Raw genomic sequence first — 26,424 nt, 5'->3', positions numbered from 1 at the left:
GTTTCATTTTCTGATGACCTGAAGATAGTCGCGGCAACGGTTAATTACCACCGCTGTAACCTGAGCACAGCCATGCTCCAATTGCATGGCTTGCCTTTTCAATATGCCAAATCGACCATTAAATGATCACAAAATATGCAAAGCGCAATTTTGCGATCGGCAAGACTTTAAGAAAATCCTACTCGTAGAGACGCCTGACCGTCGCGATGCATTCCAGGTCCTTGAGCTGAGCGAGAAGCTGGTTGAGCTGACGCAGATCCCAGACCTCCACTTCCAGCACCATTTCGGTGAAGTCGGCTGCCACACGCACCGTGTTCAGCATGCGAATATTGACATCCAGGCTTGCCACCGTCTGCGCCACCTTGGCGAGCGTGCCGGGCTCATTCAGCGCGTTGACCATGATGCGGGCCATGAAGCGGGATTTATTGGCCTCGTCGAGATCCCAGCGCACGTCGATCCAGCGGTCCGGCTGATCATCGAAACGCTGCAGCGATGGCGACTGGATGGGATAGATGGTGATGCCCTTGCCCTTTTCCATGATGCCGACAATGCGATCGCCGGGCACAGCGCCCGTCGGCGAGAACTTGACGTCGACATTGCCGGAGAGACCGCGGATCGGCACGATATCGGGATCGCTCTCGGTGGAGGCGCGCTCGCCGTCGAGATCCGCCTTGCTCTTGCCGGGGATCTTGAAAATCATGCCCGAGGCGCTTCTGACGTTGAACCAGCCTTCGTCACCGGCAGGCTTGACCGTGACGCGCTCGTCCTGGTGATCGGGGTAGACGGCGCGCAGGACATCGAGCGAGGACATTTCGCCGCGACCGACAGCTGCGATCGCATCCTCCACATCCTTCTGGCCGAGGCGGTGCAGCGCAGGCTTCATGGCTTCGCGCGAGAAGATCTTGCCGGCACGGTCGAAGGTACGCTCCAGGATGCGGTGACCGAGACCGGCATATTGCTTGCGGATCGCCATGCGTGTCGCGCGGCGGATGGCGGCGCGCGCCTTGCCAGTGACGACGATCTCTTCCCAGGCGGCCGGCGGCACCTGCACGCCGGAACGGATGATCTCCACTTCGTCGCCATTGTTGAGGCGGGTTACAAGCGGCATGATACGGCCGTTGATCTTGGCGCCGACGGTCGTATCGCCGATATTGGTATGGACGGCATAAGCGAAATCGATCGGCGTCGCGCCGCGCGGCAGGGCAATCAGCTTGCCCTTCGGCGTGAAACAGAAGACCTGATCCTGAAACAGCTCGAGCTTGGTGTGCTCGAGGAACTCCTCCGGGCTGTCGCCTTCGGCAAGCGCCTCGATCGTGTGCCGCAACCAGGAGTAGGCATTGCTTTCGCGCGACAGGATGTCGCCATCCGCATTCGTGGCGCCGTCCTTATAGAGCGTATGGGCGGCAATGCCGAATTCGGCGATCTCATGCATACGCTTGGTGCGGATCTGCAGCTCGATGCGCTGCATCGACGGGCCGACGATGGTGGTGTGCAGCGAGCGGTAGTCGTTCTGCTTCGGTGTCGAGATATAATCCTTGAAGCGGCCGGGCACGACGCGCCAGCGCGTATGCACGATGCCGAGCGCGCGATAGCAGGAGGGGATATCCTCGACGATGATGCGAAAACCATAGACATCGGAAAGCTGCTCGAAGGAGAGCGATTTCGACTGCATCTTGCGGAAGACGGAGTAAGGCTTCTTCTGCCGGCCCTTGACATAGGCACTCGTCAAGCCGCTGGCGATCAGCAGGTCGCGCAGTTCGGCCTCGATCTTCTTGACCAGGCCCTCGTTGCGCTTCGACAGTTCTTCGAGGCGCTTGGTGACGGTCTCGTAGGCTTCCGGGTTCATGTGCCGGAAGGAGAGTTCCTCCAGCTCCTCGCGCATGTCCTGCATGCCCATGCGGCCGGCAAGCGGCGCATAGATTTCCATCGTCTCTTCGGAAATGCGAGCGCGCTTTTCCTGCGACATGTGGTCGAGGGTGCGCATATTGTGGAGACGATCGGCGAGCTTGACCAGCAGCACGCGCACGTCATCGGAAATGGCAAGCAGCAGCTTACGCAGATTCTCCGCCTGCTTGGCCTTCTTGGTGACGAGATCAAGCTTCTTGATCTTCGTCAGGCCCTCGACCAGGCGACCGATATCCTCGCCGAAGAGTTCGTCGATCTCGGCGCGGGTGGCAGTCGTATCCTCGATCGTGTCATGCAGGAGGGCGACTGCAATCGTCGATTCGTCGAGATGCATATCGGTCAGGATGGCGGCCACTTCGAGCGGGTGCGAGATGTAAGGGTCGCCGCTCGCCCGCTTCTGCTGCCCATGCTTCTGCATGGCGTAGACATAGGCTTTGTTCAGCAGAGCTTCGTTGGCATCGGGCTTGTATTTCTGAACCCGCTCCACGAGCTCGTACTGCCGCATCATTCCAAAGCCACTCCAATAAAATAAAAGGGCGCCAATCGCAGACTGGCGCACACAAGGGCAATATTATGCCTAAGCCTTACAGGCGCAAGATTGATGATTGGTAATCGTCGATCTTTTGCCGCGCGGGAAGCCCCGGCCCTTCAAAAGCCGGAGATGCGCTTAGTAATCGTCGCTCTTTTCCGGCGGGACAAGGCCTTCGATACCGGCCAGAAGCTCTTCTTCCGACATCTGGTTGAAGGTGATCGTTTCCGGCAGATCGTCCTGCTCTTCGCTGTCGGCAGTAGCAGTAGCGCCGGCCGCGATCAGGCTTGCCGGATCGGGCTCGGGCTCGTCCACTTCCACATGCTTCTGCAGCGAGTGGATCAGGTCTTCCTTCAGATCGTCCGGCGACAGGGTCTCATCAGCGATTTCGCGCAGAGCCACAACCGGGTTCTTGTCGTTGTCACGATCGATGGTGATCGACGCACCCTGGGAAATCAGCCGGGCGCGGTGGCTGGCGAGCAGAACCAGCTCGAAGCGGTTCTCCACCTTGTCAATGCAATCTTCTACTGTGACACGGGCCATTGCCTGTCCTTTGCGGTCGTCTTTTCAGGATTAAAACGCCCGATACAATTAAAACCGGACAAATTCAAGTTTTTCGTTAGGGTCCCCTCGCCTTTATCCGCGGCGGGTCTAAATTTCCATGCACAATGTGACATTTCCACCGAGGGTTGCTTGGAATATCGCGAATCGTGCCCTAAATCTTTCATATATGAATAATTCATAAAGTACGGAACAGCTCGACGCCACATCCACAAGCCACTGTTTTTATTGGGCTAAGTGGCTTATGGATTTCGATTACTCTCTTTGGATCGGTAAGCGATGTTTGACCCACGCGAAAAAATTGCACTATTCATTGACGGCGCCAACCTCTACGCTGCATCCAAGAGTCTCGGCTTTGACATCGACTACCGCAAGCTCTTGAAAGCATTTCAGAAACGCGGATATCTGCTGCGCGCCTACTACTATACCGCGCTTATCGAAGACCAGGAATATTCCTCGATCCGTCCACTCATCGACTGGCTTGATTACAATGGCTACAAGGTCGTAACGAAGCCCGCCAAGGAGTTTACCGACTCCATGGGGCGTCGCAAGATCAAGGGCAATATGGATATCGAGCTCGCAATCGATGCCATGGAACAGTCCGAAACGGTCGACCATCTCGTCATCTTTTCCGGCGACGGCGATTTCACCAATCTGGTCGAAGCGCTGCAACGCAAGGGACGCAAGGTTTCGGTCATTTCGACCATGTCCACCCAACCGCCGATGATCGCCGACGACCTGCGCCGCCAGGCCGATCACTTCATCGATCTCCTGTCGCTGAAAGCAGAGATCGGGCGGGATCCTTCCGAACGTCCTCCGCGTCCTGCCGAAGTGGCGCCAGCCAGCGATTTCGAAGACTAAGGCGCGTCGCGACTCCAGGTTTCACTTGTCACGCTTTAGTCTTGCGTTCTTGCATGTCGTCAGCTCAAAACCGCTGCACGCTTTGCGCGACTGCTTCAAGCCTTCATTCGCGAATAGCCTGACGCTGTAGGCAAATGGTCAGGCGTTGCCTTTCAACAGACGGCTCTTCTGCCTGTTCCAATCGCGCTCCTTCTCGGATTCGCGCTTGTCGTGCAGCTTCTTGCCCTTCGCGAGCGCCAGCTCGAGCTTGGCGCGGCCCTGATCGTTGAAATAGATCTTCATCGGGATCAGCGTCATGCCTTCGCGGTTGATGCCAGCGCGCAAACGGTTGATCTCACGCCCGGACAAGAGCAGCTTGCGGCGGCGACGCGGCTCGTGGTTGAAGCGGTTCGCCTGCAGATATTCCGGCAGATAGGAATTGATCAGCCAGATCTCGCCATCCTCATCCGAAGCGTAGGATTCGGCGATATTGGCCTTGCCTTCGCGCAATGACTTGACCTCGGTGCCCATCAGCACCAAGCCCGCCTCATAGGTATCGATGATTTCGTAGTTGAAGCGGGCCTTGCGGTTTTCCGCGACGACCTTCTTCACGATACGCTGGCTGCCTTTGGGGGCCATGACGATAATTCCATCCGAGGGGCGCGAATGCCGCGCCCTCATTTCCTGTCATCTATGTAAGGGGACGGCCCGGCTTTGTGAAGACGCGGGCCGTGCAGCCTCAGTTGAGCAAGCCAGCGTGACGCATCGCGGCGTCGATTGCCGCTTCCGTCGAAGGCTCAAGCGAGGACATCAGCGGCGAGCGGACCGTACGGCTCATGCGACCGAGCTTCGACAGGCCGTATTTCGCGCCACAGACGCCAGGCTCCATGAAGACCGCCTTGTGCAGCGGCATCAGCCGGTCCTGCAGTTCCAGAGCCTTGGCGTAATTGCCTTCGGCCGTGGCAGCCTGGAATTCCGCACAGAGGCGCGGCGCAATGTTGGCCGTGACCGAGATGCAGCCGACGCCGCCATGGGCGTTGAAGCCGAGCGCCGTCGCATCTTCACCCGAAAGCTGCTGGAACTCCTTGCCGCAGGTGATGCGCTGTTCGGAGACCCGCTCGATCTTGCCGGTCGCATCCTTGACGCCGACGATATTCTTGTGGGCCTTCGCAAGCGCGCCCATCGTCTCCGGCGTCATGTCGATGACCGAACGGCCGGGAATGTTGTAGATATAGATCGGCAGATCGACGGCTTCGGCGATCGCGGAATAATGGGCGATCAGGCCCTTTTGCGTCGGCTTGTTGTAATAGGGCGTGACGACCAGAACGGCGTCGGCGCCGACCTTTTGCGCATGCTGCGCAAGTTCGATCGCTTCCCGTGTATTGTTCGAGCCAGCGCCAGCCATGACAGGCACGCGCTTGGCCGCAACTTCGATGCAGAGCTCCACCACCCGTTTGTGCTCGGCATGCGACAGCGTCGGCGACTCGCCGGTCGTACCGACCGGAACGAGACCTTTGCTGCCTTCCCCGATCTGCCAGGCAACGTGAGCGGCGAAGCTGTCTTCGTCGATCAGGCCGGCATCGGTGAAGGGGGTTACGAGCGCGGGGATGGACCCATTGAACATGCAAAGCTCCTCACGGCCGATATCCTTGCTTCAGCCGCATTCCATGAATAAGAGTTGCGCACCATAGAGCGGCATAAAGGCCGCGACAAGCGCGCATAGGTCGGTTTAGGGCAAATTCCGATAGCAAATGTGAATGAATTTTACCCGATGCGGTAAGGTTTCGTTAAGATGCCTCCAGCCAAATTGAGGGGCATGTTTTCGTTGCGAGTCATCCGGATGAAGAGAGCCGTTCTGATCCTGTCCGCCTTCGGCCTGGTGGCTGCGGCCTGGGGCAGCGCTGCATCGCAGCTCCCCGGCGAAAGCGCCCCCGTGCCTGCCGTCAAGCCGCTTGGATTCGTGCCGGAGACGGCGTCTTTCCCCGAGGCAATCACCACCGGCTCCATTCCGCGCACTGGAGCCATCGCGCCAGTCAACAGCGATCTGAAGGCCGGCCTGGATGCGCTCTCCAACAAGGATCCGCAACGGGCACTCGCCATCCGCAACACCATGGCGGCAGGAACTCTCGATCGCCACATCCTCACCTGGGCAATCGCCACATCCGGCCTGAAGGGCGTCCCCTCCTATGAGATCGCCAGCGCTTCCGACGAGCTGAAGGGCTGGCCAGGCCTCGAGCGTCTGCGCGGCAATTCCGAGCGCGCGCTATATGACGAAAACCCGGCTCCTGCTGCCGTGCTGAACGCCTTCGGCGATACCACGCCGGAGACGCCGCAGGGCGCGATGATCATGTCGCGTGCACTGGTGGCGACCGGCAAATCTGCGCAAGCGACGAAATATATCGGCAAGATCTGGCGCAGTCAGGTGCTCGACAAGGCAACCGAAGACAAGATCCTCGCGGAATTTGCCGGCCTGCTGACCGCCGCCGATCACAAGACGCGCATGGACTACCTTATGTATCGCGGCCGCGTGGCACAGGCCAAGCGCTTCGGCGACATGGGCCAGGCGCAGTCGCTCTACAAGGCCTGGGCCGCCGTCGACGCCAATGCGGGCAACGCCGGCGCACTGCTGAACGCGGTCGATGCCAAGTGGCGCAGCGATCCCGGCTATCTCTTCGCGCGCATCGAATATCTGCGCAAGCAGGACAAGTATCTCGACGCCGCCAAGCTCCTGCAGCAGATACCGCGCGACCGCAGCGAACTGATGAACTCCGGTGAATGGTGGAACGAGCAGCGGATCATCAGCCGTGGCCTCGTCGACCAGGGACAGTTCAAGGCCGCCTACCAGATCGTTTCCGCCTCCGTCGCGACGGTACCGACGGATATCGTCGAAGCTCAATTCCATGCCGGCTGGTATGCGCTGCGCGGACTGCAGGACCCGACAACGGCCGAGACGCATTTCCGCCAGATCCTGCAGGTTTCGAACGGCCCGCTTTCCGTTTCCCGCGCCTGGTATTGGCTCGGACGCTCCGCGGAAGCCGGCGGGCCGGGCAAGGCCAGCGATTTTTTTGCCAAGGCCGCGAATTTTCCGGGCACTTTCTACGGACAGCTGGCCGCCGAGCGGCTCGGGCGCAAAACCCTCAACGTCACCTATCCCTCGCCGACAACGGCAGACCGGCAGAACCTGCAGCAGCGAGAGGCGGTGCAGGCGATCGGGCGGCTTGAATCGGCCGGTCACGGCTGGCGTGCGGCAGCCCTCTACCTGGCACTTGCCGACCAGATTCAAAGCCCTGGTGAACTGGCAATCCTGACAGCCAAGGCCGAGCAGGCGGGCGACCATCATCTCTCGCTGCAGATCGGCAAGATCGCCTATGGACGCGGCATCGATGTCGCAGCGCTTGCCTTCCCGGTCGGTGTCATTCCGGCGAACGCCAATATATCCGGTTCGGGAAAGGCGCTTGCCTATGCAATCGCCCGCCAGGAAAGCGCCTTCAATCCGGCCGCCGTCTCCGCCGCCAATGCGCGCGGCCTGCTGCAGCTGCTGCCGGGCACGGCCCAGGCGGTCGCCAAGCGGCACAATATCACCTATTCCAAGGACAAGCTGACGGCTGATGCCGGCTACAATGCAACGCTTGGCGCGCATTACCTCGGCGAGCAGATCGATGCCTTCGGCGGCTCCTACATCCTGACATTCATCGCCTATAATGCCGGACCCAAGCGCGTGCCGGAATGGATCAGCCGCTATGGCGATCCGCGCGGCAAGCCGGTCGACGAGATCGTCGACTGGATCGAGCGCATCCCCTTCCCCGAGACGCGCAACTACGTGCAGCGGGTGATGGAGAATTATGAAGTCTACAAGGCGCGCCTTGGGCAGACGCCTGACATCGAGCGCGATCTCATCGGGGGCCGCAGCGCGACTTGAGGCGCATTGGCAGACCTGCCGAAAGCAAGCTACATCTCGTTCAGACAGATGGATGGAGATGTCATGAGCGACGCCGTCACAAGCGGGTTTGAGGAAAAATTCTATAGATCGACCGATGGGCTGAGGCTTTATGCTCGCAGCTACCAAGTGGCGGACAAAGAGCCTGACCGTCTGCCGATCGTCTGCCTGCCAGGTCTTACCCGCAACAGCCGCGATTTCCATGAACTCGCACTGATCCTGTCGCGGGATACGGTCTCCCCGCGACGTGTCGTTGCCCTCGACTATCGCGGACGCGGCCGGTCCGATCGGGACGGCAACAAGGCGAACTACAATCTCGCCGTCGAATGTGGCGATGTGATTGCCGGCTGCGCTGCGCTCGGCGTCGACCGCGCCATCTTCATCGGCACGTCGCGCGGCGGACTGATCCTGCATCTGCTGGCGGCAACAAAGCCGGAACTGCTCGCAGGCGTCATTTTCAACGATATCGGCCCCGTCATCCAGCCGGCCGGACTGATGGCGATCCGGGATTATCTCAACCGTGATCGCAAAGCTCAAAGCTGGAGTGAGGCGGCAGATATCCTCAGGGAGCATCACGCAGGCGCTTTTCCGGCACTCGGTCTCACCGACTGGGAGGGCATGGCGCATGCCATCTATCGGGAGCAGAATGGTATCCCCGTCGCCGACTACGACCCGGCCATTGCCGAGCAGCTGAAAACAATCGATTTCGACAATCCCCTGCCCGATCTCTGGCCGCAATTCGAAAACCTGGGCGCGGTACCGCTGCTGGTCATCAGGGGAGAGAATTCAAGCCTGCTATCGCGGGGGACAGTGGATGAAATGGCGAAGCGGCATCCTGATATGCTGCAGATCACCGCAAAGGGCCAAGGTCATGCGCCGCTTCTGCATCTAGGAGACATTCCGCACACGATCAGGATGTTTGTCAGCAAATTCGGCTGATCTGGCTTACCTCGTTTCCCTCGGGGTTCATCTATTTCCAGGCTGCACCACAGATCGGTCTTCCGGCATGAAATGCAAAAAGCCCGGCTCAAGAGCCGGGCTTCCCTGAATGACCGAAGTCAGATCAGATTAGAATGCACGCTGCAGGCGGAAGTAGCCCGAGGTTACGTCGTCAGCACCATCCGGATCGAGGTACTGAACCGAAACCTTAGCGGAGAAGTTGTCTACGATCTGGTAGTCAACCGTCAGACCAACCTTCCAGGCATCGTTGTCGTCGTTGAATTCGTCACCGACGATACCGTAGTGGCCGTAGTACTGTACGCCCGGGGTCAGCTTCAGCTTGTCGGTAGCCTTGAGGGCGTACTCGGCAGCAACTGCCCATTCGGACTTGTTGTAGTAGGCGTTCGGGTTGGTCGAGTAGACTGCTGCGAGGCCGAGCGTGCCCGGGCCGATTGCAACGGTACCCATAGCGCGAACAGCGCCTTCTTCGTTGTCGGTGTCGTAACCAGCAGTGACCTGGTAGGTGAAGGCACCAGCCTTGCCACCGAGGCCAACTGCTACACCCCAGTTGTTCGGGGTTTCACCGTCGTAGAACGGGCTGTCTTCCAGTTCGTCAACGCTGATACCAGCGTAGAAGTCGCCGGTTTCATACTGGTAACGGATGGAGTTGTGCAGGGTGACCGGGGAGCCGATGTCGTCCGTTTCGCCGGAGAGACCATCGTCCCACCAGGAGTAGAACAGACCAGCGCGGAAGCCGGCGATGTCGAGGTAAGCAGAGTCAAGCTGCGTCTTCTGAGCCGAAGCGTTGTCAGCATTGGCCTGGATAACGATTACGCCGGTGAGCGGGCCGTATTCGGTATCGCTCTTAGCCGTGAACTGAACCTGACCACGCGTACGAGCATCCCAATCCGAGTCGTTCGGAACAGAACCGCCGCCGCCAGCGCCGATCGAGCTTGCGTTCGGAGCGACGTCAACCTGGAAACGGATGTAACCGTTGATCTTCAGGCAGGTTTCCGTGCCCGGGATGTAGAAGTAGCCGGTGCCGTAAGCGTCGCAGACGCGAACGTATTCAACCGGTTCCGGCTCGGCTGCAACGATAGCGTCAGCAGCCTGAGCGCCGGAAACTACTGCCATAGCGGCAGCAGAGCCAAGAAGAAGGCTCTTGATGTTCATAATGACCTCCAATTCAAGTTTCGTTCGGAGGTAAGATCACGCCTTACAGCGTTTCCCTGCCCTACCCCCGGGTGTTTGAAGAAGTCGGGCGGTCAGGCCCTTGCTTCCGAGGGTGAAAATACAAGACGGCGGCTGTCACGCAATCACCAACTTGTGTTCAAGAGGGGTTTACGAAAGCCTTACCGGAACCCTGTTGCTGAAAGGCCACAAGTTGGGCAACGGGCCAGCCGTTTGTTTAGGCTTTATTAAGAAACCGCTTATTTTCCCGATGTTTATTGGGGTTTCATAAGGTACGGCGGCGCCCAATCGTGCCAAATTGACACCATTTTCCCGCCAGATTCAGCTTTTTGCGATGATTGACTGACGACCGGCGCAAAGCTCGCGGATGCGAGAAACGAAACCGATTTCAGTTTTAGCCGACGAGAGGCGATTGATTCTCATGCGCGATTCGGCCGGTCGACCGTCGCGATTCTGGAACGAGGCAGACGACAGGGAGAATTCAGAACAGAGAAAGTTGACACAGACACGGGGAGACGCTCGCGAAAGACCGCGACGTCCGCAACGGAGGAAACGGCGGAAGGGACGAAGGTGGACTGGATCGCCACTCGATCCAACACGGGGCTGACCGGGCGGTGAATCCAGGCCATTCGATCGATGAAGCTGTTCATCGGAGGTTCACGCCCGGAGGCCCAAGCTGAAAACTTGGAAGGATACGTCGATGAGGAAGCTATCATCAGCACTCGCAGCCGTCGTCCTGGCTGCATCTTTCGCCCCACCGCTAAACGCGGCTCCGATGTTCGTGCCGAGAGCAGAGCAAGTGCAGATCGGCAATGTCGAGCAAGTCAGATATCGAGGCCATCGGCATTGGCGCGCGGATCGCTACTGGAACCACCGGTACGCCTACCGTTCCTGCGGATATTATGACAGATGCTACAGATATCCACGCTACGGCTACAGGTACCCGCGGTACTACGATCGGGGTTATTACGGCGGCTACCGCGACTATTACGGCTACCGTCCGCGGTCAGGAGTGAGTTTGTATTTTCATTTCTAGCCGGCGACACCTGTCGGCCATATCGCCGGGCGCGGCCTTCAACGGCCGTGGCCCTGCCCGATGAGCCTACAACAATCGTGTCTTGGTAAATGTTATGGCTGGCCTGATACCGGCTGCCGTCCATCTGACTTCATCGATAAGAAGATAGATGGCGGAGAAGATGGGATTCGAACCCACGATACCATTCCTGGTATACTCCCTTAGCAGGGGAGCGCCTTCGACCACTCGGCCACCTCTCCGGTGGGAGCCCTGATATGGGTATTCCCCGGTACGATCAAGCTTTTTTTGAAGTTTTTCACACGCCCTTTGCGCAGATCGCAAACGCGACTACGACAGTTCAAAACTGAATCGACCGCAGAGGCCATCAAACCCTTATCCGCTCATGCCAGGAGTTGCTTCAGGTCGGCCGCAGGATCGGCCAGGATTGCGCGGTCAGGATTGATGCCGGATTCAAGCATCTTCTTGCCCGTCACATAGGCCTTGGCATCATTGATGGCATCAACGGCGATCAGCTTGCCCTCGCGGAAATACCAGACGGAGCTTGCTCCTTCACGGGAACCTGGACGCAGCAGCGTGTCGTCGTAGCCCATATTGAAGCCGGCGATCTGCAGCTTCACATCATACTGGTCCGACCAGAACCAGGGCTTGGGGTCGTAGGGTTCGTTGCCGCCGGCGATGACGACGGCCGCGGCATCGGCCTGGTCTACGGCGTTCTGCACGGATTCAAGCCGGATACGGCCGCCCTGCCAGGGCAGGCTGGCGCAATCGCCCGCCGCATAGATCGAAGGGTCGGAAGTGCGGGCAAATTCGTCGACGATGATTCCATTGCCGACTTCGAGCCCGGCCTCCTTCGCCAGAAGGTCGTTCGGCACGACGCCGATGCCGACGATCACGAAGTCCACTTCGATGATGGCGCCGTCGGAAAGCTCGGCGCCCGTCACCCGGCCATCCCGGCCGATCAGATGTTTCAGGCCGGTCTTTTCGCGAATCGTCACATCATGGCTCTTATGGATCGCGCGCATGATATCGGCGGTTTCCTTGGCAGCGACACGCTGCAGGATCCGGTCGGCCATTTCAATGACGGTCACTTCGAGGCCGAGATGGCGAGCGACGGCCGCCGCCTCGAGACCGATATAGCCGCCGCCAATGATGAGCACACGGCGGCCGGGCCGCATTTCGCCGGCAAGCAGGTCGGCGTCGCGCTTGTCGCGAGCGACGTAGACGCCTTCCAGATCGCCGCCGATCGCGGCAGGCAGGCGGCGGGGTGTGGAGCCGGTCACAAGCGCCAGGGTGCCATAATCGAGAATGGAGCCGTCCTGCAGAAGGACTTGTTTGGTCTCGCGCTTGATCTGCTCGGCCCAGGTCGAAAGGCGGATCTCGACATTATTATCGGGATACCAATGCTCGGGACGGAACAGCAGGCGGTCGAAGGCCATCTCGCCGAGCAGATACTTCTTCGACAGCGGCGGGCGCTGGTAAGGAAGCACGTCTTCGGCGCCAATCAGCGTAATCGGACGCTCGTCCTTCAGCGCACGCAGCTTGGCTGCCAATGCGAAGCCTGCCTGCCCCGCGCCGATGATCACCAGTCTGTCCGTCACGATACCACTCCCGAATATCAGCCATTCAACAGGGACAAGGCCTATCCCCTGCCCCAAACGCCGTCAACGGAAGCGAAGGCTTGCTTCAGCCGATCTCGATCCAGCGGCGCTCATGGAAGGACTGTGCCATGGCATGAACCGACTTCTCTATCCTGAGACCGTCTTCGAATGTCACGATAGACGCCGGCTCCCCGGAAATCGCCCGGATCAGTTCGCGGCATTCGATGATCTTCAGGTCATTGAAGCCGAGACCGTGACCGGGGGCCGGGATGAAGCGATCATACGGCTGATGGGCGGGTGCCGCCAGTATCTTGCGGAAGCCCTGCTCCGAGCCGCGTCCTTCGGCCTGATAGAGCTCGAATTCGTTCATGCGCTCCTGATCATAGAGAATGGAACCCTTCGAGCCATAGATCTGCAGCGCTATCCGGCCCTTGCGGCCCCAGGCGGCACGATTTGCCATCAGCACGGCCGAGATGCCGCCGCCGAGACGCATCAGCACATTGGCCGCATCATGATTCTCGACCGCGCGGCGAGCGCCGCCCGATACCGGGCGATCGGCATAGGGTTTGACCATATCCGTGGTGACAGCTTCGACATGGCCGAAGAGATACCAGAGCAGCGACAACGGATGGACGGCGAAATCGTCGAGTGCGCCGTAACCGGCAGAAAGCTCGCTCTTCCAATAGAATAGGACATCAGGATCGGCCATGAAATCCTCGTCCATTTCGACGCGGATGTGATTGACGGAGCCAATCGCGCCTTCGCCGATCAGCGCCTTTATATGCCGCATGATCGGGTTCTGGATATAATTGTAGCCGAGCGCTGCGACCTTGCCGGATTGTCTGGCTACCTGAAGCATGCGCTCGGCATCGGCATAGGCGGGCGCCATCGGCTTTTCACACCAGACGTGCTTGCCGGCCTCGAGGGCGGCGATCGCCATTTCGGCATGGAACTGATTGGGTGTGGTGACGGAGACGACGTCCACATCAGGATCCGCAATCAGCGCCCGCCAGTCGGCCGTCGCCTTCTCGAAGCCGAACTCCCCGGCGCGGGTGCTTGCCAGCTCGGCATTGGCTTCGGCAAGATGCACGAGACGCGGGCGCTCGACATCGCCGAAGACCGTTTTCACCGCATTCCATGCGAGTGCGTGGCACTTGCCCATATAACCGGTGCCGATCAAACCTATGCCGAGTGGCTTCATGTCAGGGTCTCCTCCTCAAGTCCGCGGGAATTTTTGGAATATTTGGATCATTTTGACAAGCAGGTCCTGATCCATCTTTTCATGCCGGTCTTCTCAAAATTGTCCAAAACCCTTGATTTTCAGACGATTAAAAACAATTAGGCGCCTTCTTCGAAATCGTTTATGCTCCGAAATATGGAATATTTGTTTCATCTTCTGAGCCGTCAGCATGGATAGTGACCCCCAAAGAGCGCGCGTGCCGCGCGATTTTGAAAGCCTGCGCAGTACGATCATCGAGCGGAAGGCGAACATGCCGAAGCGGCTGGCGCAGGTGGCCGCCTTTGCGCTCGGCAACCCTGATGAAATCGCCTTCGGCACGACGGCCAGCATTGCCGCAGCCTCGGAAGTCCAGCCCTCGACGCTGGTACGCCTCGCCCATCACCTCGGCTATGAGGGCTTTTCCGATCTCCAGAGCATTTTTCGCGAGCGGCTGCGCGACCGGACGCTGAGCTATGAGGAGCGCCTCGTCACGCTGGAACAGTCCGGCGGGGATGACGAGGATGCGACGCTGCTGACAGGCTTCATTTCGGCCGCCAGCCAGTCGGTGAACCGGCTTGCGGCGACCGTGCAGACGGACACGTTTGCGAAGGCCGTCGATATCCTAGCGGCGGCGGAGACCATCTATCTCATCGCCAAGCGGCGCTCCTATCCGCTGACGGCGCACATGACGTACGCCTTTTCCAAGCTGAACATCCGCCATCAGATCGTCGCCTCGCCAAACGGCGTCGACCCGGAGATGGTGCAATTCGCCACGCCGCGCGATGCGGCGATTGCGGCGAGCTTTTCGCCCTATGCGGCCGACAGCCTCATCCAGAGCCAGGAGCTTGCCGATCGCGGCGTGCCGGTGATTGCGATCACCGATTCGGCCTTCTCGCCGCTGGCCGCCTGCGCGACGCACTGGTTCGAAATAGCCGAGGCCGATTTCGCCGGCTTCCGTTCATTGTCGGCCTCCATGGCGCTCACCATGGCGCTGCCGGTTGCCATTGCCGAGCGGCGACGCAAATTACAGCACGCAAAACCCGTGAAGACAAAAATGGAATAAACATTCCGAATTGACAAACAGACGGAACCGATGTTTCATTATTCAAAATTCGCGGGCATTCCAGGCCGTGTAAGAATCTAGCGGGAGGACATCATGGTACAATCGAATCCGGGCTCGCCGGAGCCGACGCTTGACGTGATCACCATTGGCCGCTCTTCCGTCGATCTCTACGGTCAGCAAATCGGTTCGCGGCTTGAAGATATAGGTTCCTTTGCGAAATCCGTCGGCGGCTGCCCGGCCAATATCGCGATCGGCACGGCGCGGCTCGGGCTGAAATCGGCATTGATCACCCGCGTCGGCGACGAGCAGATGGGGCGCTTCATCATCGAGCAGTCGGCGCGCGAGGGCGTCGAGACGAAAGGCATCAAGACCGACAAGGATCGGCTGACGGCACTTGTGCTGCTGGCGGTAGAGGCCGAGGGCGTCTCGCCGATGATTTTCTATCGTTCCGATTGCGCCGATATGGCACTCGACGAAGGCGATATTGACGAGGATTTCATCAAGTCCTCGCGCGCGGTGCTCGTCTCGGGCACGCATTTCTCCCGGCCGAATACGGAGGCCGCGCAACGCAAGGCGATCCGGCTTGCCAAGGCGAATGGCCGAAAGGTGATTTTCGATATCGATTACCGACCGAATCTCTGGGGCCTTGCCGGCCATGCCGAGGGCTTCGAGCGTTATGTGAAGTCGGACCGCGTCTCCTCGAAGATGAAGGAGACATTGCCGGATTGCGACTTGATCGTCGGAACGGAAGAAGAGATCCTGATTGCATCGGGTGCGGATGACGTTCTCGGTGCATTGAAGGAGATCAGACGCCTTTCGCCTGCGACCATCGTCCTGAAGCGCGGGGCCATGGGCTGCATCGTTTATGACGGCCCGATCAGCGACAATCTGGAAGACGGCGTTGTCGGCGATGGCTTCCCGATCGAGGTGTTCAACGTGCTCGGCGCGGGCGACGCCTTCATGTCCGGCCTGCTGCGCGGCTGGCTGAAGGACGAGCCGCTGAAGACCTGCGCCACCTGGGCGAATGCCTGCGGCGCCTTTGCCGTTTCACGCCTGCTCTGCTCGCCGGAATATCCGACCTGGGCGGAGCTCGACTTCTTCCTGAAGAACGGCAGCAAACACCGCGCGCTGCGCAAGGACGAGGCGATCAACCACATCCATTGGGCCTCGACCCGCAAGGGCGACATCCCGCTTCTGATGGCACTCGCCATCGACCATCGTTCGCAGCTAACGGCTGTCTGCGACGAGCTCAGCATCGATTATAAGCAGATCGTCGCCTTCAAGCGGCTGGCGGTAGAAGCTGCTTCCCGCGTTGCCGACGGTCGGACCGGCTACGGCATGCTGATCGACGAGCGCTTCGGCCGTGACGCCTTCTTCGACGCGGCCAAGAAGGATTTCACCTGGATCGGCCGGCCGGTCGAGCTTCCGGGCTCCAAGCCGCTGCGTTTCGAATTCAGCCAGGATATCGGCTCGCAGCTGGTAGAATGGCCGCTCGACCATTGCATCAAGTGCCTGTGTTTCTACCATCCCGACGATCCGGCGGAATTGAAGAAGGAACAGCAGGAAAAACTGCGCACGCTCTTTGAAGCCGCACGCAAGGTCGGTCGCGAACTGCTGGTGGAGATCATCTCCAGCAAGAACGGGGCGCTGACCGACGATACGGTGTCGACGGCGCTGGAAGAGCTCTACGCGCTCGGCATCAAGCCGGACTGGTGGAAGCTTGAGCCGCAGGCCTCAACCGGCGCCTGGAAAAAGATCGATGCCGTCATTGCCAAAAATGATCCATGGTGCCGCGGTATCGTGCTTCTGGGGCTCGAAGCTCCCGCCGACGAACTGGTGAAGGGTTTCGAGGCGACGCTGGCTGCACCCTCGGTCAAGGGCTTTGCGGTTGGCCGCACGATCTTTGCCGATGCGGCGCGCGGCTGGCTTTCGGGCAAGATCAACGACGAGGAAGCGATTGCCGACATGGCCGGTCGCTTCAAGCAATTGACAGAGGCCTGGCTGAAAACGCGCGGTCTCAACTAAGTAGAGTGAATTTGGGAGGCGCCCGATGGGCAAGACGGTAAGATTGACGATGGCGCAGGCCGTCGCGCATTTCCTTAAAGTGCAGATGACCATCCTCGACGGCAAGAAGGTGCCGATCTTCGGTGGTGTCTGGGCAATCTTCGGCCACGGCAATGTCGCCGGCATGGGCGAGGCGCTCTATCAGGTGCGCCAGGAACTGCCGACCTATCGTGCGCATAACGAACAGGGCATGGCCCACGCGGCTATCGCCTATGCCAAGGCGAGCTTCCGCCAGCGTTTCATGGCCTGCACGACCTCGATCGGCCCCGGTGCTCTGAACATGGTGACGGCTGCCGGCGTGGCGCATGTCAACCGCATCCCGGTGCTCTTCCTGCCCGGCGATATCTTCGCCAATCGCGCGCCCGATCCGGTGCTGCAGCAGATCGAGGATTTCGGCGACGGCACGGTCTCGGCCAATGATGCCTTCCGCCCGGTCTCGCGCTATTTCGACCGTATCACCCGGCCGGAACAGATCATCACGGCGCTGAAGCGCGCCATGCAGGTGCTGACCGATCCGCTCGATTGCGGCCCTGTGACGCTGTCGCTCTGCCAGGACGTTCAGGCGGAAGCCTTCGATTATCCGGAAAGCCTGTTCGAAGAGAAGGTCTGGACGGTGCGCCGTCCGCAGCCGGATGCCGATGAGCTTGCCAATGCCATTTCTCTGATCAAGGCTTCGCAGAAGCCCGTCATCGTTGCCGGCGGCGGCGTTCTCTATTCGCAGGCAACCAGGGAGCTTGCCACTTTCGCGGAAGCGCATGGCGTTCCCGTCGTCGTCACCCAGGCCGGCAAGTCGGCAATCGACGAGCGTCATGCGTTGGCGCTTGGCTCCGTCGGCGTGACCGGCACATCGGCTGCCAACGCGATTGCCGAGGAAACCGACCTGGTGATTGCCGTCGGCACGCGCTGCCAGGATTTCACGACCGGTTCCTGGGCGCTCTTCAAGAATGAAGGCTTGAAGCTGCTCAGCCTCAATATCGCAGCCTATGACGCGCTGAAGCATGACAGCCATCCGCTCGTTGCCGATGCGCGCGAGGGACTGAAGGCGCTTTCTTCAGGCCTTTCCGGCTGGAAAGCGCCAGCGGCGCTTGCCGAGAAGGCAACGAAGGAAAAGAACGTCTGGATGGAGGCTGCCGCCAAGGCCATGGCCGCCACCAATGCCGCCCTGCCCTCCGACGCGCAGGTCATCGGTGCCGTGGTTCGTTCCATCGGCGGCGAGAAGACGACGCTGCTATGTGCGGCGGGCGGCCTGCCGGGCGAGTTGCACAAGCTGTGGCCGGCCACCGTCCCCGGCAGCTACCACATGGAATACGGCTTCTCCTGCATGGGCTATGAGATTGCCGGCGGCCTCGGCGCCAAGATGGCTCATCCGGAAAAGGACGTCGTCGTCATGGTCGGCGACGGCTCCTACATGATGTTGAATTCCGAGCTTGCGACCTCGGTCATGCTCGGCCTCAAGCTGAATATCGTACTGCTCGACAATAGAGGCTATGGCTGCATCAACCGCCTGCAGATGGCAACCGGTGGCGCCAACTTCAACAACCTGTTGAAGGACTCCTATCATGAGGTCATGCCCGAGATCGATTTCCGCGCGCATGCGGAAGCGATGGGCGCGATTGCAGTGAAGGTTTCCTCCATCGCCGAACTGGAACAGGCGATCGCCGATTCGAAGAAGAACGATCGCACCTCGGTCTTCGTCATCGATACCGACCCGTTGATCACGACGGATGCCGGTGGTCACTGGTGGGATGTGGCGGTGCCGGAAGTCAGCCCGCGCGGCGAGGTCAACAAGGCCCATGAGGCCTATGTCAAGGCACGCGCCGCCCAGCGCGTCGGCTGATCCAATTGCTATCATTTTCCGGAGGAGCGGCAGCGCTCCTCCGCACTCTATTTAAGGAGACTATCGATGAAGGCCAAACTCGGCATGTCGCCCATCGCATGGTGGAACGACGACCTTCCTGAACTCAGCGACGACGTGTCCCTTGAAGAATGCCTGCGCCAGTCACGCACTGCCGGCTTTACCGGCATGGAGCAGGGCCGCCGTTTCCCGAGCAATCCTCAGGAGATGCTGCCCATTCTGCGCGCCGCCGACGTGACGCTCTGCGGCGGTTGGTTCTCCGGCACGCTTGTCAACGAGGAGCTTGCGGCCAACAAGGACCGCATCGCGCCGATGATCGAACTTTTCAAGGCGGTCAATGCGCCCTGCATCGTCTACGGCGAAGTCGGCCGCTCGATCCAGGGCGACCGCTCCAAGCCACTCGCCACCAAGCCGCGTCTTGGAGATGACGAGATGAAGGCCTATGCGCGCCGCGTCACCGAATTCGGCGAATGGTGCGCAGATCAGGGAATGCCGCTTTCCTATCATCATCACATGGCAGCTGTCGTCGAGACCGAGCCGGAGCTCGATGCCTTCATGAAGAATTCGGGCGCCGGCATTCCGCTGCTGCTCGATGCCGGGCATCTGGCCTTTGCCGGCGGCGACGTGCTGCGCGCGATCGACAATCACCATGCCCGCATCAACCATGTGCACGTCAAGGATATCCGCAAGTCCGTCGTCGATGGCCTGGATCGCAGCAAGCAATCCTTCCTTGACGCAGTAGCGCTCGGCGCTTTCACCGTGCCGGGCGACGGCTCGCTCGATTTCGGCGCCATCGTCAAGCGGTTCGCCGATTATGGTTATGAAGGCTGGTTCGTGGTCGAGGCGGAGCAAGATCCGCGCAAGGCGCCGCCGCAGAAGATGGCGGAGATCGGTCATGCCGAATTGATGCGTGTCATGACGGCGGCTGGTTATACGGTGGAGACGGAAGGTTTCCCGAAAGGGTAACTACAAAACTGCTGGAGCCCGAAGCCCCCTCATCCGCCCTTCGGGCAACTTCTCCCCCGGGGGAGAAGGGAAAAGAGGCGGGCGCGGCATATCCCTTTTCCCCTCGGGGAGAAGGTGGCGGCAGCCGGATGAGGGGCCGCACCCACCAATTCAGGAGGAGAAACACCAATGCCAAACCTCAAGGTAAAACCGTCAGGCAAGACCGGCCGCGTCACGCATGTGACGCCCGAAAGCGCCGGCTGGACCTATGTCGGCTTCGACATGTATCGCTTAAAGCCGGGCGAGACGGCATCGGGAGAGACAGGCGAACGCGAGGTCTGCCTCGTCTGGGTGAGCGGCAAGGGCAAGGCTTCGGCCGGCACCAGGGATTTCGGTACGCTCGGCGAGCGCATGAGCCCTTTCGATGGCGCGCCGCATGCTCTCTATATTCCGATGGAATCGACATGGTCGGTGACGGCCGAGACGGATCTGGAGCTTGCCGTCTGCTCCGCCCCCGGCGGCGGCACCTATGAGGCGAAGGCCATTCCGCCCGGCACGCACCCGCCGCTGACCCGCGGCAAGGGCACGAATGTGCGCCATGTCAACAATATCATGCCCGAAGACGATAGCTCGGCGCACTCGCTGCTCGTCGTCGAGGTCATCACGCCTGGCGGGCACACCTCCTCCTATCCGCCGCACAAGCATGACCAGGACAATCTTCCGCATGAAAGCATGCTGGAAGAGACCTATTACCACCGCCTCAACCCGCCCCAGGGCTTCGGCTTCCAGCGCGTCTATACGGACGACCGCTCGCTCGATGAGGCGATAGCCATCGAGGACGGCGACGTGACGCTGGTGCCGAAGGGCTATCATCCCTGCGCGGCAACGCATGGCTACGATCTCTATTATCTCAATGTCATGGCGGGGCCGAAGCGTGTCTGGAAGTTCTACAATGCGCCGGAACACGAATGGCTGCTGAAAGCCTGATCCGGCCGCAGATCGCTAAATAATCTGACAGCGGGCGAGCCGCGCAGATGGTTCAATCCTCCCATTCAAACGCAATGGATGGAGGAACACCATGCGCGGCTCTAGCCTTACAATTTATGCCGAGACCACCCGCCGGACGGAAACCAGACAGTCCCGTCTTCTTGCAAGTCTCGTCACGGGCTTTCGGTTGATAGCACGCAAGCTCGCCGAACGGCGCAGTCGCAGCGCCGTCATGGAGCTGTCCGACGATCAGCTCAAGGATATCGGCCTTTCCCGCGGCCAGATCGAAAGCGACGTGCATATCTCAAGCCACTACTGGCGCAACAAGGGATTGTGATAGGGTGCAGCGGCGGGCAGCACTCGCCGCGCAAAAATCCGGAAAGACCGATGTCGCAATTTTCGACCGCATTGCTCTTGAAGACGAAGACTGTCGCGATCCGCGACATTGTCTGCAACGGGGAATGCCGTCACAAGAGCGACGAGGAATGCGCCCATAAGACGAGCCTCGTCTATCCCTATCGCGGCGTCTTCATGCGTCATGTCGGGCGCACCGACACGGTGGCGGAAGCCAACCAGATGCTGTTCTTCAATGCCGGCCAAGGTTATCGCATCAGCCATCCCGTCGAGGGCGGCGATGCCTGCATTGATCTTTCAATCGACGAATCCCTTTTGGCCGAACTCGCGCCCAGGGATCAGGTGCAGGCCGGAGAGCTGTTCGGTTTCAAGCGCCAGCGCCGGCGCATCGATCCGCGGGCGCAGGCGCTTGTCGCGCTTCTTCGCCATGGGCTGCGCCGGGGTGTTGCCGAGACGCTGGAAGCGGAAACGCTGGCACTCACTCTCGTGCGCCGTTCGCTCGGCGAACGCACCTCGCATGCAGCGGGTGCGAGTGCCGGTCGGCAGAAGCTTGTCGACCGGGCAAAGCTCGTTCTCTCCTCCGATCTCGCGCGGCGCTGGACGCTTGCCGAAATCGCAACGGAAGTGGGCGTTTCGCCTGTCTATCTCACCCAGGTCTTCCAGCAGGTGGAGGCGACCCCGCTATATCGCTACCAGCTTCGGCTCCGCCTTGCCCGCGCGCTCGATCTTCTTGGCGAGTATGAGGATCTGACGGCGCTCGGCCTCGATCTCGGCTTTTCCAGCCACAGCCATTTCACCGCATCCTTCCGCCAGGCCTATGGCCAGACGCCGGCAGAGTTCCAGCGTGCCACGCGGCTGCGGGCCTGAAATCGCTAAAGAATTCGACAGCGATGAAGGGCCACCAGTGGTCTTATGATCCCGCCCCTGACGGGGAACCAACGGAGGATGACAGATGAAGAAGACCACATGCGCTGCCTGCGACTGCGAACTTGGAGCTGATGCCATCAGCGTCAAGCTTGGTGGAAAGACCGTCGAGGTCTGCTGCGAGGAATGCGCCCAGGCGCTCGGGGAAGCGGAGGCTGCCACCGCATCCGCACCTGCAGCCGCGAAGGATTGAAACAGGGCCGCGCCCAAAAAGGCGCGGCCTTCTTCGTTTTTCCATGCTCTGCCCTCAAGCAGGCAGCAACCCGTACCGCCAGCCGAGCCGCCTTGCATTGCGCGAAAGGACGGCAAAGGCCAGCAGGAACATGCAGGCTTCGGCAAAGACCGGCACCATCCAGATACCCATCTCCCCAAAGGCATGCGGCAGCAGGAAAGTCAGCGGCAGGGTGAAGAGATAGGCGCGCGACAGGCCGAAGATCGCCGCGCGCTTGGCATCGCCGATCGCCTGGAAATAGCCTGACAGGACGATCATCTGGCCGAACAGGAAATAGGCGCCGACCGTCCAGGGCAGGATGCGCGAGACCTCGGCAATGACCACTGGGTCGGCCACGAAGACATGGCCAAGGCGGCTTGCCAATAGTTCGACCGTTATCTCGACGCCGGCGCAGTAGACGAGAGCGGCGACCAGCGCGATCTGCAGGCTGCGGCCGACGCGCTCGGACAGGCCTGCCCCATAATTATTGCCGCAGATCGTCTGGAAGGCGATGTTGAGGCCGAGTAGCGGCAGGTAAGCCACCGTCATGACACGGGTGATGATGCCGTAGGCGCCAACAGTCGCGACATAATCGCCCTCGCCCCAGATCGATAGATTGAAGATGACGGCTGCCGAGCAGAGCGAGATGCCGATGAAGCCGAGGCTCATCGGCGCGCCAAGTGCCAGGATCGGCCGCCAGTCCGCAAGCGGAAAGCGGGATGCCGGACGAAGTGCGCGCTCATCGCGCCAGCGATAGATCAGCACGGCAACAAGGCAGATCGCCTGCGCCAGCACCGAGCCCAGCGCCGAGCCGGCCACCCCCCATTGCAGGATCGCCATGAAGAACCAGTTGGCGACGATGTTGAGTGCCGTGGCGGCAAGCATCACCATGGTCATGAATCCGATCCGGCCTTCGCTGCGCAGGGCATCGATATTCAGCGACAGGAAGAAGGCGACGGGTGCCGCACCGACCATGATGCCGATGAAGGCACGGGCATTTTCGGCAACGGCGAGATCGCCTGCGGCGGCATTGTCGACGATGCGCCAGCCGACGGTCCAGTAGATCGCGTTGATGACAAGCACGACGGCGATTGCCAGCACATGGGCCGCCGCAAAGGTGCGGCGGGCGGCATCGCGATTGCCGGAGCCGAGTTCACGGGCAAGGATGCTCGCCATACCGTTCGAGACGAGCGACTGCAGGGCCACCAGCATCATCAGGCCGGGAAAGATAAGGGTGACGGCGGAAAGCGCACCGGCCCCGACATAAGCGCCAAGGAAATAGGCGTCCACCACGGCAAAGAGGCCGTTGATGGTGGTGATCAGGATGATTGGCAGCGCCGTGCGGGCAAAGACCGAAGGCAGCGTGCCGGTCAGGAATGCATTCGTTTGCGAATTTGAAGTCATGGACGGAATCCGGGTGTTGCGGGCAACGATCAGGCTGTCAGATATCGAGAATGAGATGCGGCAGACCGTTCGAGGTCTTGCGCGGCGAGACGCCATTCTCGTCTATCTGGGCATGGACGCGCTGGCGGAAGGCCGAGAAACTCTCGAAGGTCACGACATCGACAGGCTCATCGAAATGGATGGTGATCCTGTAGAACTCGCTGCCCGGGACAGCCGACAATGCGAGAACTTTGCCGGTGAAAGGCTGGTTCAGGTAACGCCCGCGAATATGCGCGCCGACGAAGATCGGCGACGCAGGCTTGTCATTGGGCTTGGCAGCAAGGGCCGACAGCGTGTTCCAGTCGCGGACGCCATATTGGCGGGCGATCAGTTCCAGGGCGGCGGCATGAGTGATCTCGCTGCCGCGCTCGGTCATGGCCTGGCGCAGGCGCTTTGCCTGGGCCTTCAGTTCATCAACCGGCGGATAGGCCATAGTCATGGTGGTACGAGTCATGGAGTCAGCCTTTCAAAGGCATGCCATTCGACTGTCAGGGGGGCTCGCATTGCCGTCAGTCAGCATGCACAGGGGCTGTGACCATGATCGCGAGGGCTTCACCATGGATCTTCATCCGCGAGCGGCCGGTGCCTCGAACCGGCTTCTCTATGCGCGACGACGGATGCCAAGTCAAGATCGGCACAGGCTTGGTGAAAAAATGGGCAGATTCTGAACAATATTGCCGACGATAAAAGCGTTATGCCGTTAGATTTTGCACAAGCTTTCAATTTTAAAGATATTGTTCAGCAGATGTGAGCAATCCTGCGTTAAAGTCAGATCGTACAACAAGCGGAGGCTGACATGGCCTTTCAGATGCACCTCGACACAGAACATCCCAAGCCCGAACAGGCTTACAGAGAATTCAACCTCGATCGGCCCGGCAATATCATCTTCGTCGGCCATCACCTCAGCACCGGCACGCAAGTGCGCTGCCTGATCCGCACCATCACGCTAGCCGGCGCGCTGCTGGAAGTCAGCCCCAGCCTGGAAATGCCGCAGAATTTCTTCCTGGAAATCCTCGGCATCCACGACGAGATCGGGGCGACCGTGGTCAAGCGCGAAGACGAATTCGTGACCATCAGCTTCAACATGCTGCTGAACCCCGAATTCCTGCATCACGTGCTGCGGTTGAGCTTCGAAACCAGCCTCTGATTCCCAATCTGGCCGCATAAAAACGCGGGCCGTGTGACCCGCGTTTCAAAGAGCGATGGCTTGTGGCGATCAGGCGGCGAGATGCCGCTCGATCTGGTCGACGGGGAGATTGGTGTAATCCTTCGCCACTTCGGCCGAGATTGCGGCCTGTGCGTCGGCACTGAGATTGGGACGCAACGTGCCGAGCGCACGCGGAGGCGCTACCAGAACGATGCGGCTTGCCTCCTTTTCATGTACGAGCTCGTCGAGCTTCACGGCAACTTCCTTCAGAAAGTCGGCTTCGGCCTGGTCCTGCCAGTTGGTCTCTTCCATGGCGCTGCCGCTGAGCCCATCGGGGGCGTAGGCGCGACCCGGCTTGTCGGTGCCGAGCTCGCGCGTCGGCTGATTGGGCTGCGTAAGAGTTTCACGGACCTGGAGGTTCATCAGTTCGGCATCGCCGGCATTCTGCATTATCAGGGCTTTTGCCCCATCGCACACGACGACCCAGGATTCCCAGGGAACTTTGACATCAGTCATTTCAGTTTCCTCACTTCATTATTGAAAGCAGCACATCGCAAAGAGAAAACGCCCGGCAAATGAAAGAGTTCGGGAAAAATCCGCGCAAAGAGAATCAACGGCGATCCGCAAGGCGGGCCATGGCGTAGAACGGACAAAGCAGGAGATGAAAGACGATGAAAACTGCATTTATTGCCTATGCCGGTTGCCTTCTCACCCTTGCCGTTGTTGACGCCTTATGGCTCGGCATCGTCGCTCGCACCTTCTATCGCGACCAGTTGGGCGAGTTGATGCTTCCCGTGCCGAACCTCGGTATCGCGGCGCTTTTCTATCTGCTCTTCACTGCTGCGATCGTCGTGCTTGCGGTTTTGCCGGGGCTTTCCGGCGGCTCGATCGGCACGACGCTTCTCTATGGTGCCATTTTGGGGCTGGCGGCTTACGGCACCTATGACATCACGAATTTGTCGACACTGAAGAACTGGCCCCTCGCCATGAGCCTTGTGGACATGGCCTGGGGAACCTTTCTGACGGCACTTAGCGCTGCCGGGGGCTATTGCGCGGCAAGATTGCTGGCCTGAGCGACGACAGTTTATTCCCAAGAGGGCACAATAGATGTGCCGCTAATGCACAAATTTTGATCTCGTTAAAATTGTAGTTTTATATTTGACGAATGTGAAAAACATTCGTGTGAGCCTCTCTGTCGAACAGCCTGAAATTCGAACTGCTCCACATTTTGAACTGCCTGACGGAGAATGCGAAATGGAAATGCTCCGCGCAACGCACCTCGCCACGGTGAAGTCGGCTGTCTACGATATTCGCTGGGAGGAGTTCAACGTCAAACGACCGGCCCGTATCGTGGCCGTTCGCCCCTGCCTTACCGGGATTTCGATGCGCAGCGCCGAAATTCTCGACATTTCCCAGGGTGGCGCGACCTTTGTCGTGTCGACTACGGCCGGTCTGCCCAAACATTATTACCTGAATATTCTTGGGCTCGCCTACCGCATCGGCTGTGCCGAGGTCTACCGCCATCACGAGCGCATCGGCGTTCGCTTCATCAACCTCATGGAGCCGGAGGTTCTACGCAAGGTAGTGCGCGCAGACTTCATGATCGGCAATATGGAAGCGATCAACGCACGCCGCAACAGCCCCCGCGTCTAGGCCGCAGCGGGCGTGAAATAATC

25 protein-coding genes and 1 tRNA gene are annotated in these 26,424 nt (G+C 59.9%); 15 read left to right on the top strand and 11 right to left on the bottom strand.

Annotated features, from left to right (window positions below):
• Positions 1–178 precede the first annotated feature (178 nt).
• Both LVY75_15785 and rpoZ read right to left on the bottom strand, forming a co-directional pair.
• The gene (locus tag LVY75_15785) at positions 179–2,413 is read right to left on the bottom strand and encodes a bifunctional (p)ppGpp synthetase/guanosine-3',5'-bis(diphosphate) 3'-pyrophosphohydrolase (GenBank protein XAZ24658.1); all 2,235 of its coding nucleotides are present in this window, start codon (positions 2,411–2,413) and stop codon (positions 179–181) included.
• Positions 2,414–2,572: 159 nt separating this feature from the next.
• Positions 2,573–2,977 carry a DNA-directed RNA polymerase subunit omega gene (rpoZ, locus tag LVY75_15780; protein ID XAZ24657.1) on the bottom strand — a complete coding sequence of 135 codons (405 nt, stop codon included), beginning with the start codon at positions 2,975–2,977 and terminating at the stop codon, positions 2,573–2,575.
• Between the two features lie 297 nt (positions 2,978–3,274).
• Here rpoZ and LVY75_15775 point away from each other — a divergent pair, with 297 nt between their 5' ends.
• Positions 3,275–3,856: an NYN domain-containing protein gene (locus LVY75_15775; protein ID XAZ24656.1), complete on the top strand. Its 582-nt coding sequence runs from the start codon at positions 3,275–3,277 to the stop codon at positions 3,854–3,856.
• A gap of 138 nt (positions 3,857–3,994) precedes the next feature.
• Here LVY75_15775 and smpB read toward each other — a convergent pair whose 3' ends face one another.
• Entirely contained in the window at positions 3,995–4,474 is a 480-nt protein-coding gene (smpB, locus tag LVY75_15770) for an SsrA-binding protein SmpB (GenBank protein ID XAZ24655.1), read from the bottom strand.
• A 100-nt stretch (positions 4,475–4,574) separates the two neighbouring features.
• Entirely contained in the window at positions 4,575–5,459 is an 885-nt protein-coding gene (gene dapA / locus LVY75_15765) for a 4-hydroxy-tetrahydrodipicolinate synthase (protein XAZ24654.1), read from the bottom strand.
• 216 nt (positions 5,460–5,675) lie between these two features.
• Here dapA and LVY75_15760 point away from each other — a divergent pair, with 216 nt between their 5' ends.
• Positions 5,676–7,754, top strand: a complete 2,079-nt coding sequence (locus tag LVY75_15760) for a lytic transglycosylase domain-containing protein (protein ID XAZ24653.1) — start codon at positions 5,676–5,678, stop codon at positions 7,752–7,754.
• Positions 7,755–7,817: 63 nt separating this feature from the next.
• A complete protein-coding gene (locus tag LVY75_15755) occupies positions 7,818–8,711 on the top strand; it encodes an alpha/beta hydrolase (GenBank protein ID XAZ24652.1) in 894 nt (297 codons plus the stop codon).
• A 129-nt stretch (positions 8,712–8,840) separates the two neighbouring features.
• Here LVY75_15755 and LVY75_15750 read toward each other — a convergent pair whose 3' ends face one another.
• On the bottom strand, positions 8,841–9,884 hold the full coding sequence (locus LVY75_15750; GenBank protein XAZ24651.1) for a porin: 1,044 nt from the start codon (positions 9,882–9,884) through the stop codon (positions 8,841–8,843).
• 718 nt (positions 9,885–10,602) lie between these two features.
• Between LVY75_15750 and LVY75_15745 the strand changes: the two genes are divergently transcribed.
• Positions 10,603–10,938, top strand: coding sequence for a hypothetical protein (locus LVY75_15745; protein ID XAZ24650.1), 336 nt, complete (start codon positions 10,603–10,605; stop codon positions 10,936–10,938).
• A gap of 149 nt (positions 10,939–11,087) precedes the next feature.
• Here LVY75_15745 and LVY75_15740 read toward each other — a convergent pair.
• The 3 genes from LVY75_15740 to LVY75_15730 form a co-directional block, all read right to left on the bottom strand.
• Positions 11,088–11,177, bottom strand: a tRNA-Ser gene (locus LVY75_15740).
• Between the two features lie 141 nt (positions 11,178–11,318).
• Entirely contained in the window at positions 11,319–12,536 is a 1,218-nt protein-coding gene (locus tag LVY75_15735; protein ID XAZ24649.1) for an FAD-dependent oxidoreductase, read from the bottom strand.
• A gap of 85 nt (positions 12,537–12,621) precedes the next feature.
• Complete coding sequence (locus LVY75_15730; protein ID XAZ24648.1) at positions 12,622–13,737, bottom strand: Gfo/Idh/MocA family oxidoreductase; 1,116 nt, start codon at positions 13,735–13,737, stop codon at positions 12,622–12,624.
• A 208-nt stretch (positions 13,738–13,945) separates the two neighbouring features.
• Here LVY75_15730 and LVY75_15725 point away from each other — a divergent pair, with 208 nt between their 5' ends.
• The 8 genes from LVY75_15725 (at position 13,946) to LVY75_15690 (ending at position 22,140) form a co-directional block, all read left to right on the top strand.
• Positions 13,946–14,818 (top strand): MurR/RpiR family transcriptional regulator, encoded by an 873-nt coding sequence (locus LVY75_15725; protein XAZ24647.1) that lies wholly within the window; start codon positions 13,946–13,948, stop codon positions 14,816–14,818.
• A 93-nt stretch (positions 14,819–14,911) separates the two neighbouring features.
• On the top strand, positions 14,912–16,843 hold the full coding sequence (gene iolC / locus LVY75_15720) for a 5-dehydro-2-deoxygluconokinase (GenBank protein ID XAZ24646.1): 1,932 nt from the start codon (positions 14,912–14,914) through the stop codon (positions 16,841–16,843).
• Between the two features lie 25 nt (positions 16,844–16,868).
• A complete protein-coding gene (iolD, locus tag LVY75_15715) occupies positions 16,869–18,719 on the top strand; it encodes a 3D-(3,5/4)-trihydroxycyclohexane-1,2-dione acylhydrolase (decyclizing) (GenBank protein XAZ24645.1) in 1,851 nt (616 codons plus the stop codon).
• 66 nt (positions 18,720–18,785) lie between these two features.
• On the top strand, positions 18,786–19,703 hold the full coding sequence (gene iolE, locus LVY75_15710; GenBank protein ID XAZ24644.1) for a myo-inosose-2 dehydratase: 918 nt from the start codon (positions 18,786–18,788) through the stop codon (positions 19,701–19,703).
• Positions 19,704–19,871: 168 nt separating this feature from the next.
• Positions 19,872–20,669, top strand: coding sequence for a 5-deoxy-glucuronate isomerase (gene iolB / locus LVY75_15705; protein XAZ24643.1), 798 nt, complete (start codon positions 19,872–19,874; stop codon positions 20,667–20,669).
• A 91-nt stretch (positions 20,670–20,760) separates the two neighbouring features.
• Positions 20,761–21,006 (top strand): DUF1127 domain-containing protein, encoded by a 246-nt coding sequence (locus LVY75_15700; GenBank protein XAZ24642.1) that lies wholly within the window; start codon positions 20,761–20,763, stop codon positions 21,004–21,006.
• A 50-nt stretch (positions 21,007–21,056) separates the two neighbouring features.
• The gene (locus LVY75_15695) at positions 21,057–21,890 is read left to right on the top strand and encodes an AraC family transcriptional regulator (protein ID XAZ24641.1); all 834 of its coding nucleotides are present in this window, start codon (positions 21,057–21,059) and stop codon (positions 21,888–21,890) included.
• Positions 21,891–21,975: 85 nt separating this feature from the next.
• The gene (locus LVY75_15690; protein XAZ24640.1) at positions 21,976–22,140 is read left to right on the top strand and encodes a hypothetical protein; all 165 of its coding nucleotides are present in this window, start codon (positions 21,976–21,978) and stop codon (positions 22,138–22,140) included.
• Between the two features lie 54 nt (positions 22,141–22,194).
• Here LVY75_15690 and LVY75_15685 read toward each other — a convergent pair whose 3' ends face one another.
• Both LVY75_15685 and LVY75_15680 read right to left on the bottom strand, forming a co-directional pair.
• The gene (locus tag LVY75_15685; GenBank protein XAZ24639.1) at positions 22,195–23,562 is read right to left on the bottom strand and encodes an MATE family efflux transporter; all 1,368 of its coding nucleotides are present in this window, start codon (positions 23,560–23,562) and stop codon (positions 22,195–22,197) included.
• A gap of 37 nt (positions 23,563–23,599) precedes the next feature.
• On the bottom strand, positions 23,600–24,040 hold the full coding sequence (locus LVY75_15680) for a hypothetical protein (GenBank protein XAZ25732.1): 441 nt from the start codon (positions 24,038–24,040) through the stop codon (positions 23,600–23,602).
• 369 nt (positions 24,041–24,409) lie between these two features.
• Between LVY75_15680 and LVY75_15675 the strand changes: the two genes are divergently transcribed.
• Positions 24,410–24,748 (top strand): hypothetical protein, encoded by a 339-nt coding sequence (locus tag LVY75_15675; protein ID XAZ25731.1) that lies wholly within the window; start codon positions 24,410–24,412, stop codon positions 24,746–24,748.
• A gap of 69 nt (positions 24,749–24,817) precedes the next feature.
• Here the strand turns inward: LVY75_15675 and LVY75_15670 are convergent, their stop codons facing one another.
• Positions 24,818–25,264, bottom strand: a complete 447-nt coding sequence (locus LVY75_15670; protein ID XAZ24638.1) for a host attachment family protein — start codon at positions 25,262–25,264, stop codon at positions 24,818–24,820.
• 155 nt (positions 25,265–25,419) lie between these two features.
• Between LVY75_15670 and LVY75_15665 the strand changes: the two genes are divergently transcribed.
• Both LVY75_15665 and LVY75_15660 read left to right on the top strand, forming a co-directional pair.
• Positions 25,420–25,821: a DUF2177 family protein gene (locus LVY75_15665; protein ID XAZ24637.1), complete on the top strand. Its 402-nt coding sequence runs from the start codon at positions 25,420–25,422 to the stop codon at positions 25,819–25,821.
• A 181-nt stretch (positions 25,822–26,002) separates the two neighbouring features.
• Entirely contained in the window at positions 26,003–26,401 is a 399-nt protein-coding gene (locus tag LVY75_15660) for a PilZ domain-containing protein (GenBank protein ID XAZ24636.1), read from the top strand.
• Positions 26,402–26,424 lie beyond the last annotated feature (23 nt).

This window comes from Sinorhizobium sp. B11 (assembly GCA_039725955.1).
In the GTDB taxonomy this organism is placed as follows: Bacteria; Pseudomonadota; Alphaproteobacteria; order Rhizobiales; family Rhizobiaceae; genus Rhizobium.
This window is presented reverse-complemented; position numbering and strand designations above follow the sequence as displayed.

Coding starts and splice junctions, on each gene's coding strand:
- LVY75_15690 (XAZ24640.1), top strand. CDS start 21,976: ATGAAGAAGACCACATGCGCTGCCTGCGACTGCGAACTTGGAGCTGAT.
- dapA (XAZ24654.1), bottom strand. CDS start 5,459: ATGTTCAATGGGTCCATCCCCGCGCTCGTAACCCCCTTCACCGATGCC.
- LVY75_15675 (XAZ25731.1), top strand. CDS start 24,410: ATGCACCTCGACACAGAACATCCCAAGCCCGAACAGGCTTACAGAGAA.
- LVY75_15695 (XAZ24641.1), top strand. CDS start 21,057: ATGTCGCAATTTTCGACCGCATTGCTCTTGAAGACGAAGACTGTCGCG.
- LVY75_15775 (XAZ24656.1), top strand. CDS start 3,275: ATGTTTGACCCACGCGAAAAAATTGCACTATTCATTGACGGCGCCAAC.
- iolC (XAZ24646.1), top strand. CDS start 14,912: ATGGTACAATCGAATCCGGGCTCGCCGGAGCCGACGCTTGACGTGATC.
- LVY75_15785 (XAZ24658.1), bottom strand. CDS start 2,413: ATGATGCGGCAGTACGAGCTCGTGGAGCGGGTTCAGAAATACAAGCCC.
- LVY75_15730 (XAZ24648.1), bottom strand. CDS start 13,737: ATGAAGCCACTCGGCATAGGTTTGATCGGCACCGGTTATATGGGCAAG.
- LVY75_15745 (XAZ24650.1), top strand. CDS start 10,603: ATGAGGAAGCTATCATCAGCACTCGCAGCCGTCGTCCTGGCTGCATCT.
- iolD (XAZ24645.1), top strand. CDS start 16,869: ATGGGCAAGACGGTAAGATTGACGATGGCGCAGGCCGTCGCGCATTTC.
- LVY75_15670 (XAZ24638.1), bottom strand. CDS start 25,264: ATGACTGATGTCAAAGTTCCCTGGGAATCCTGGGTCGTCGTGTGCGAT.
- LVY75_15700 (XAZ24642.1), top strand. CDS start 20,761: ATGCGCGGCTCTAGCCTTACAATTTATGCCGAGACCACCCGCCGGACG.
- LVY75_15665 (XAZ24637.1), top strand. CDS start 25,420: ATGAAAACTGCATTTATTGCCTATGCCGGTTGCCTTCTCACCCTTGCC.
- LVY75_15755 (XAZ24652.1), top strand. CDS start 7,818: ATGAGCGACGCCGTCACAAGCGGGTTTGAGGAAAAATTCTATAGATCG.
- iolE (XAZ24644.1), top strand. CDS start 18,786: ATGAAGGCCAAACTCGGCATGTCGCCCATCGCATGGTGGAACGACGAC.
- LVY75_15660 (XAZ24636.1), top strand. CDS start 26,003: ATGGAAATGCTCCGCGCAACGCACCTCGCCACGGTGAAGTCGGCTGTC.
- iolB (XAZ24643.1), top strand. CDS start 19,872: ATGCCAAACCTCAAGGTAAAACCGTCAGGCAAGACCGGCCGCGTCACG.
- rpoZ (XAZ24657.1), bottom strand. CDS start 2,977: ATGGCCCGTGTCACAGTAGAAGATTGCATTGACAAGGTGGAGAACCGC.
- LVY75_15760 (XAZ24653.1), top strand. CDS start 5,676: ATGAAGAGAGCCGTTCTGATCCTGTCCGCCTTCGGCCTGGTGGCTGCG.
- LVY75_15685 (XAZ24639.1), bottom strand. CDS start 23,562: ATGACTTCAAATTCGCAAACGAATGCATTCCTGACCGGCACGCTGCCT.
- smpB (XAZ24655.1), bottom strand. CDS start 4,474: ATGGCCCCCAAAGGCAGCCAGCGTATCGTGAAGAAGGTCGTCGCGGAA.
- LVY75_15750 (XAZ24651.1), bottom strand. CDS start 9,884: ATGAACATCAAGAGCCTTCTTCTTGGCTCTGCTGCCGCTATGGCAGTA.
- LVY75_15725 (XAZ24647.1), top strand. CDS start 13,946: ATGGATAGTGACCCCCAAAGAGCGCGCGTGCCGCGCGATTTTGAAAGC.
- LVY75_15680 (XAZ25732.1), bottom strand. CDS start 24,040: ATGACTATGGCCTATCCGCCGGTTGATGAACTGAAGGCCCAGGCAAAG.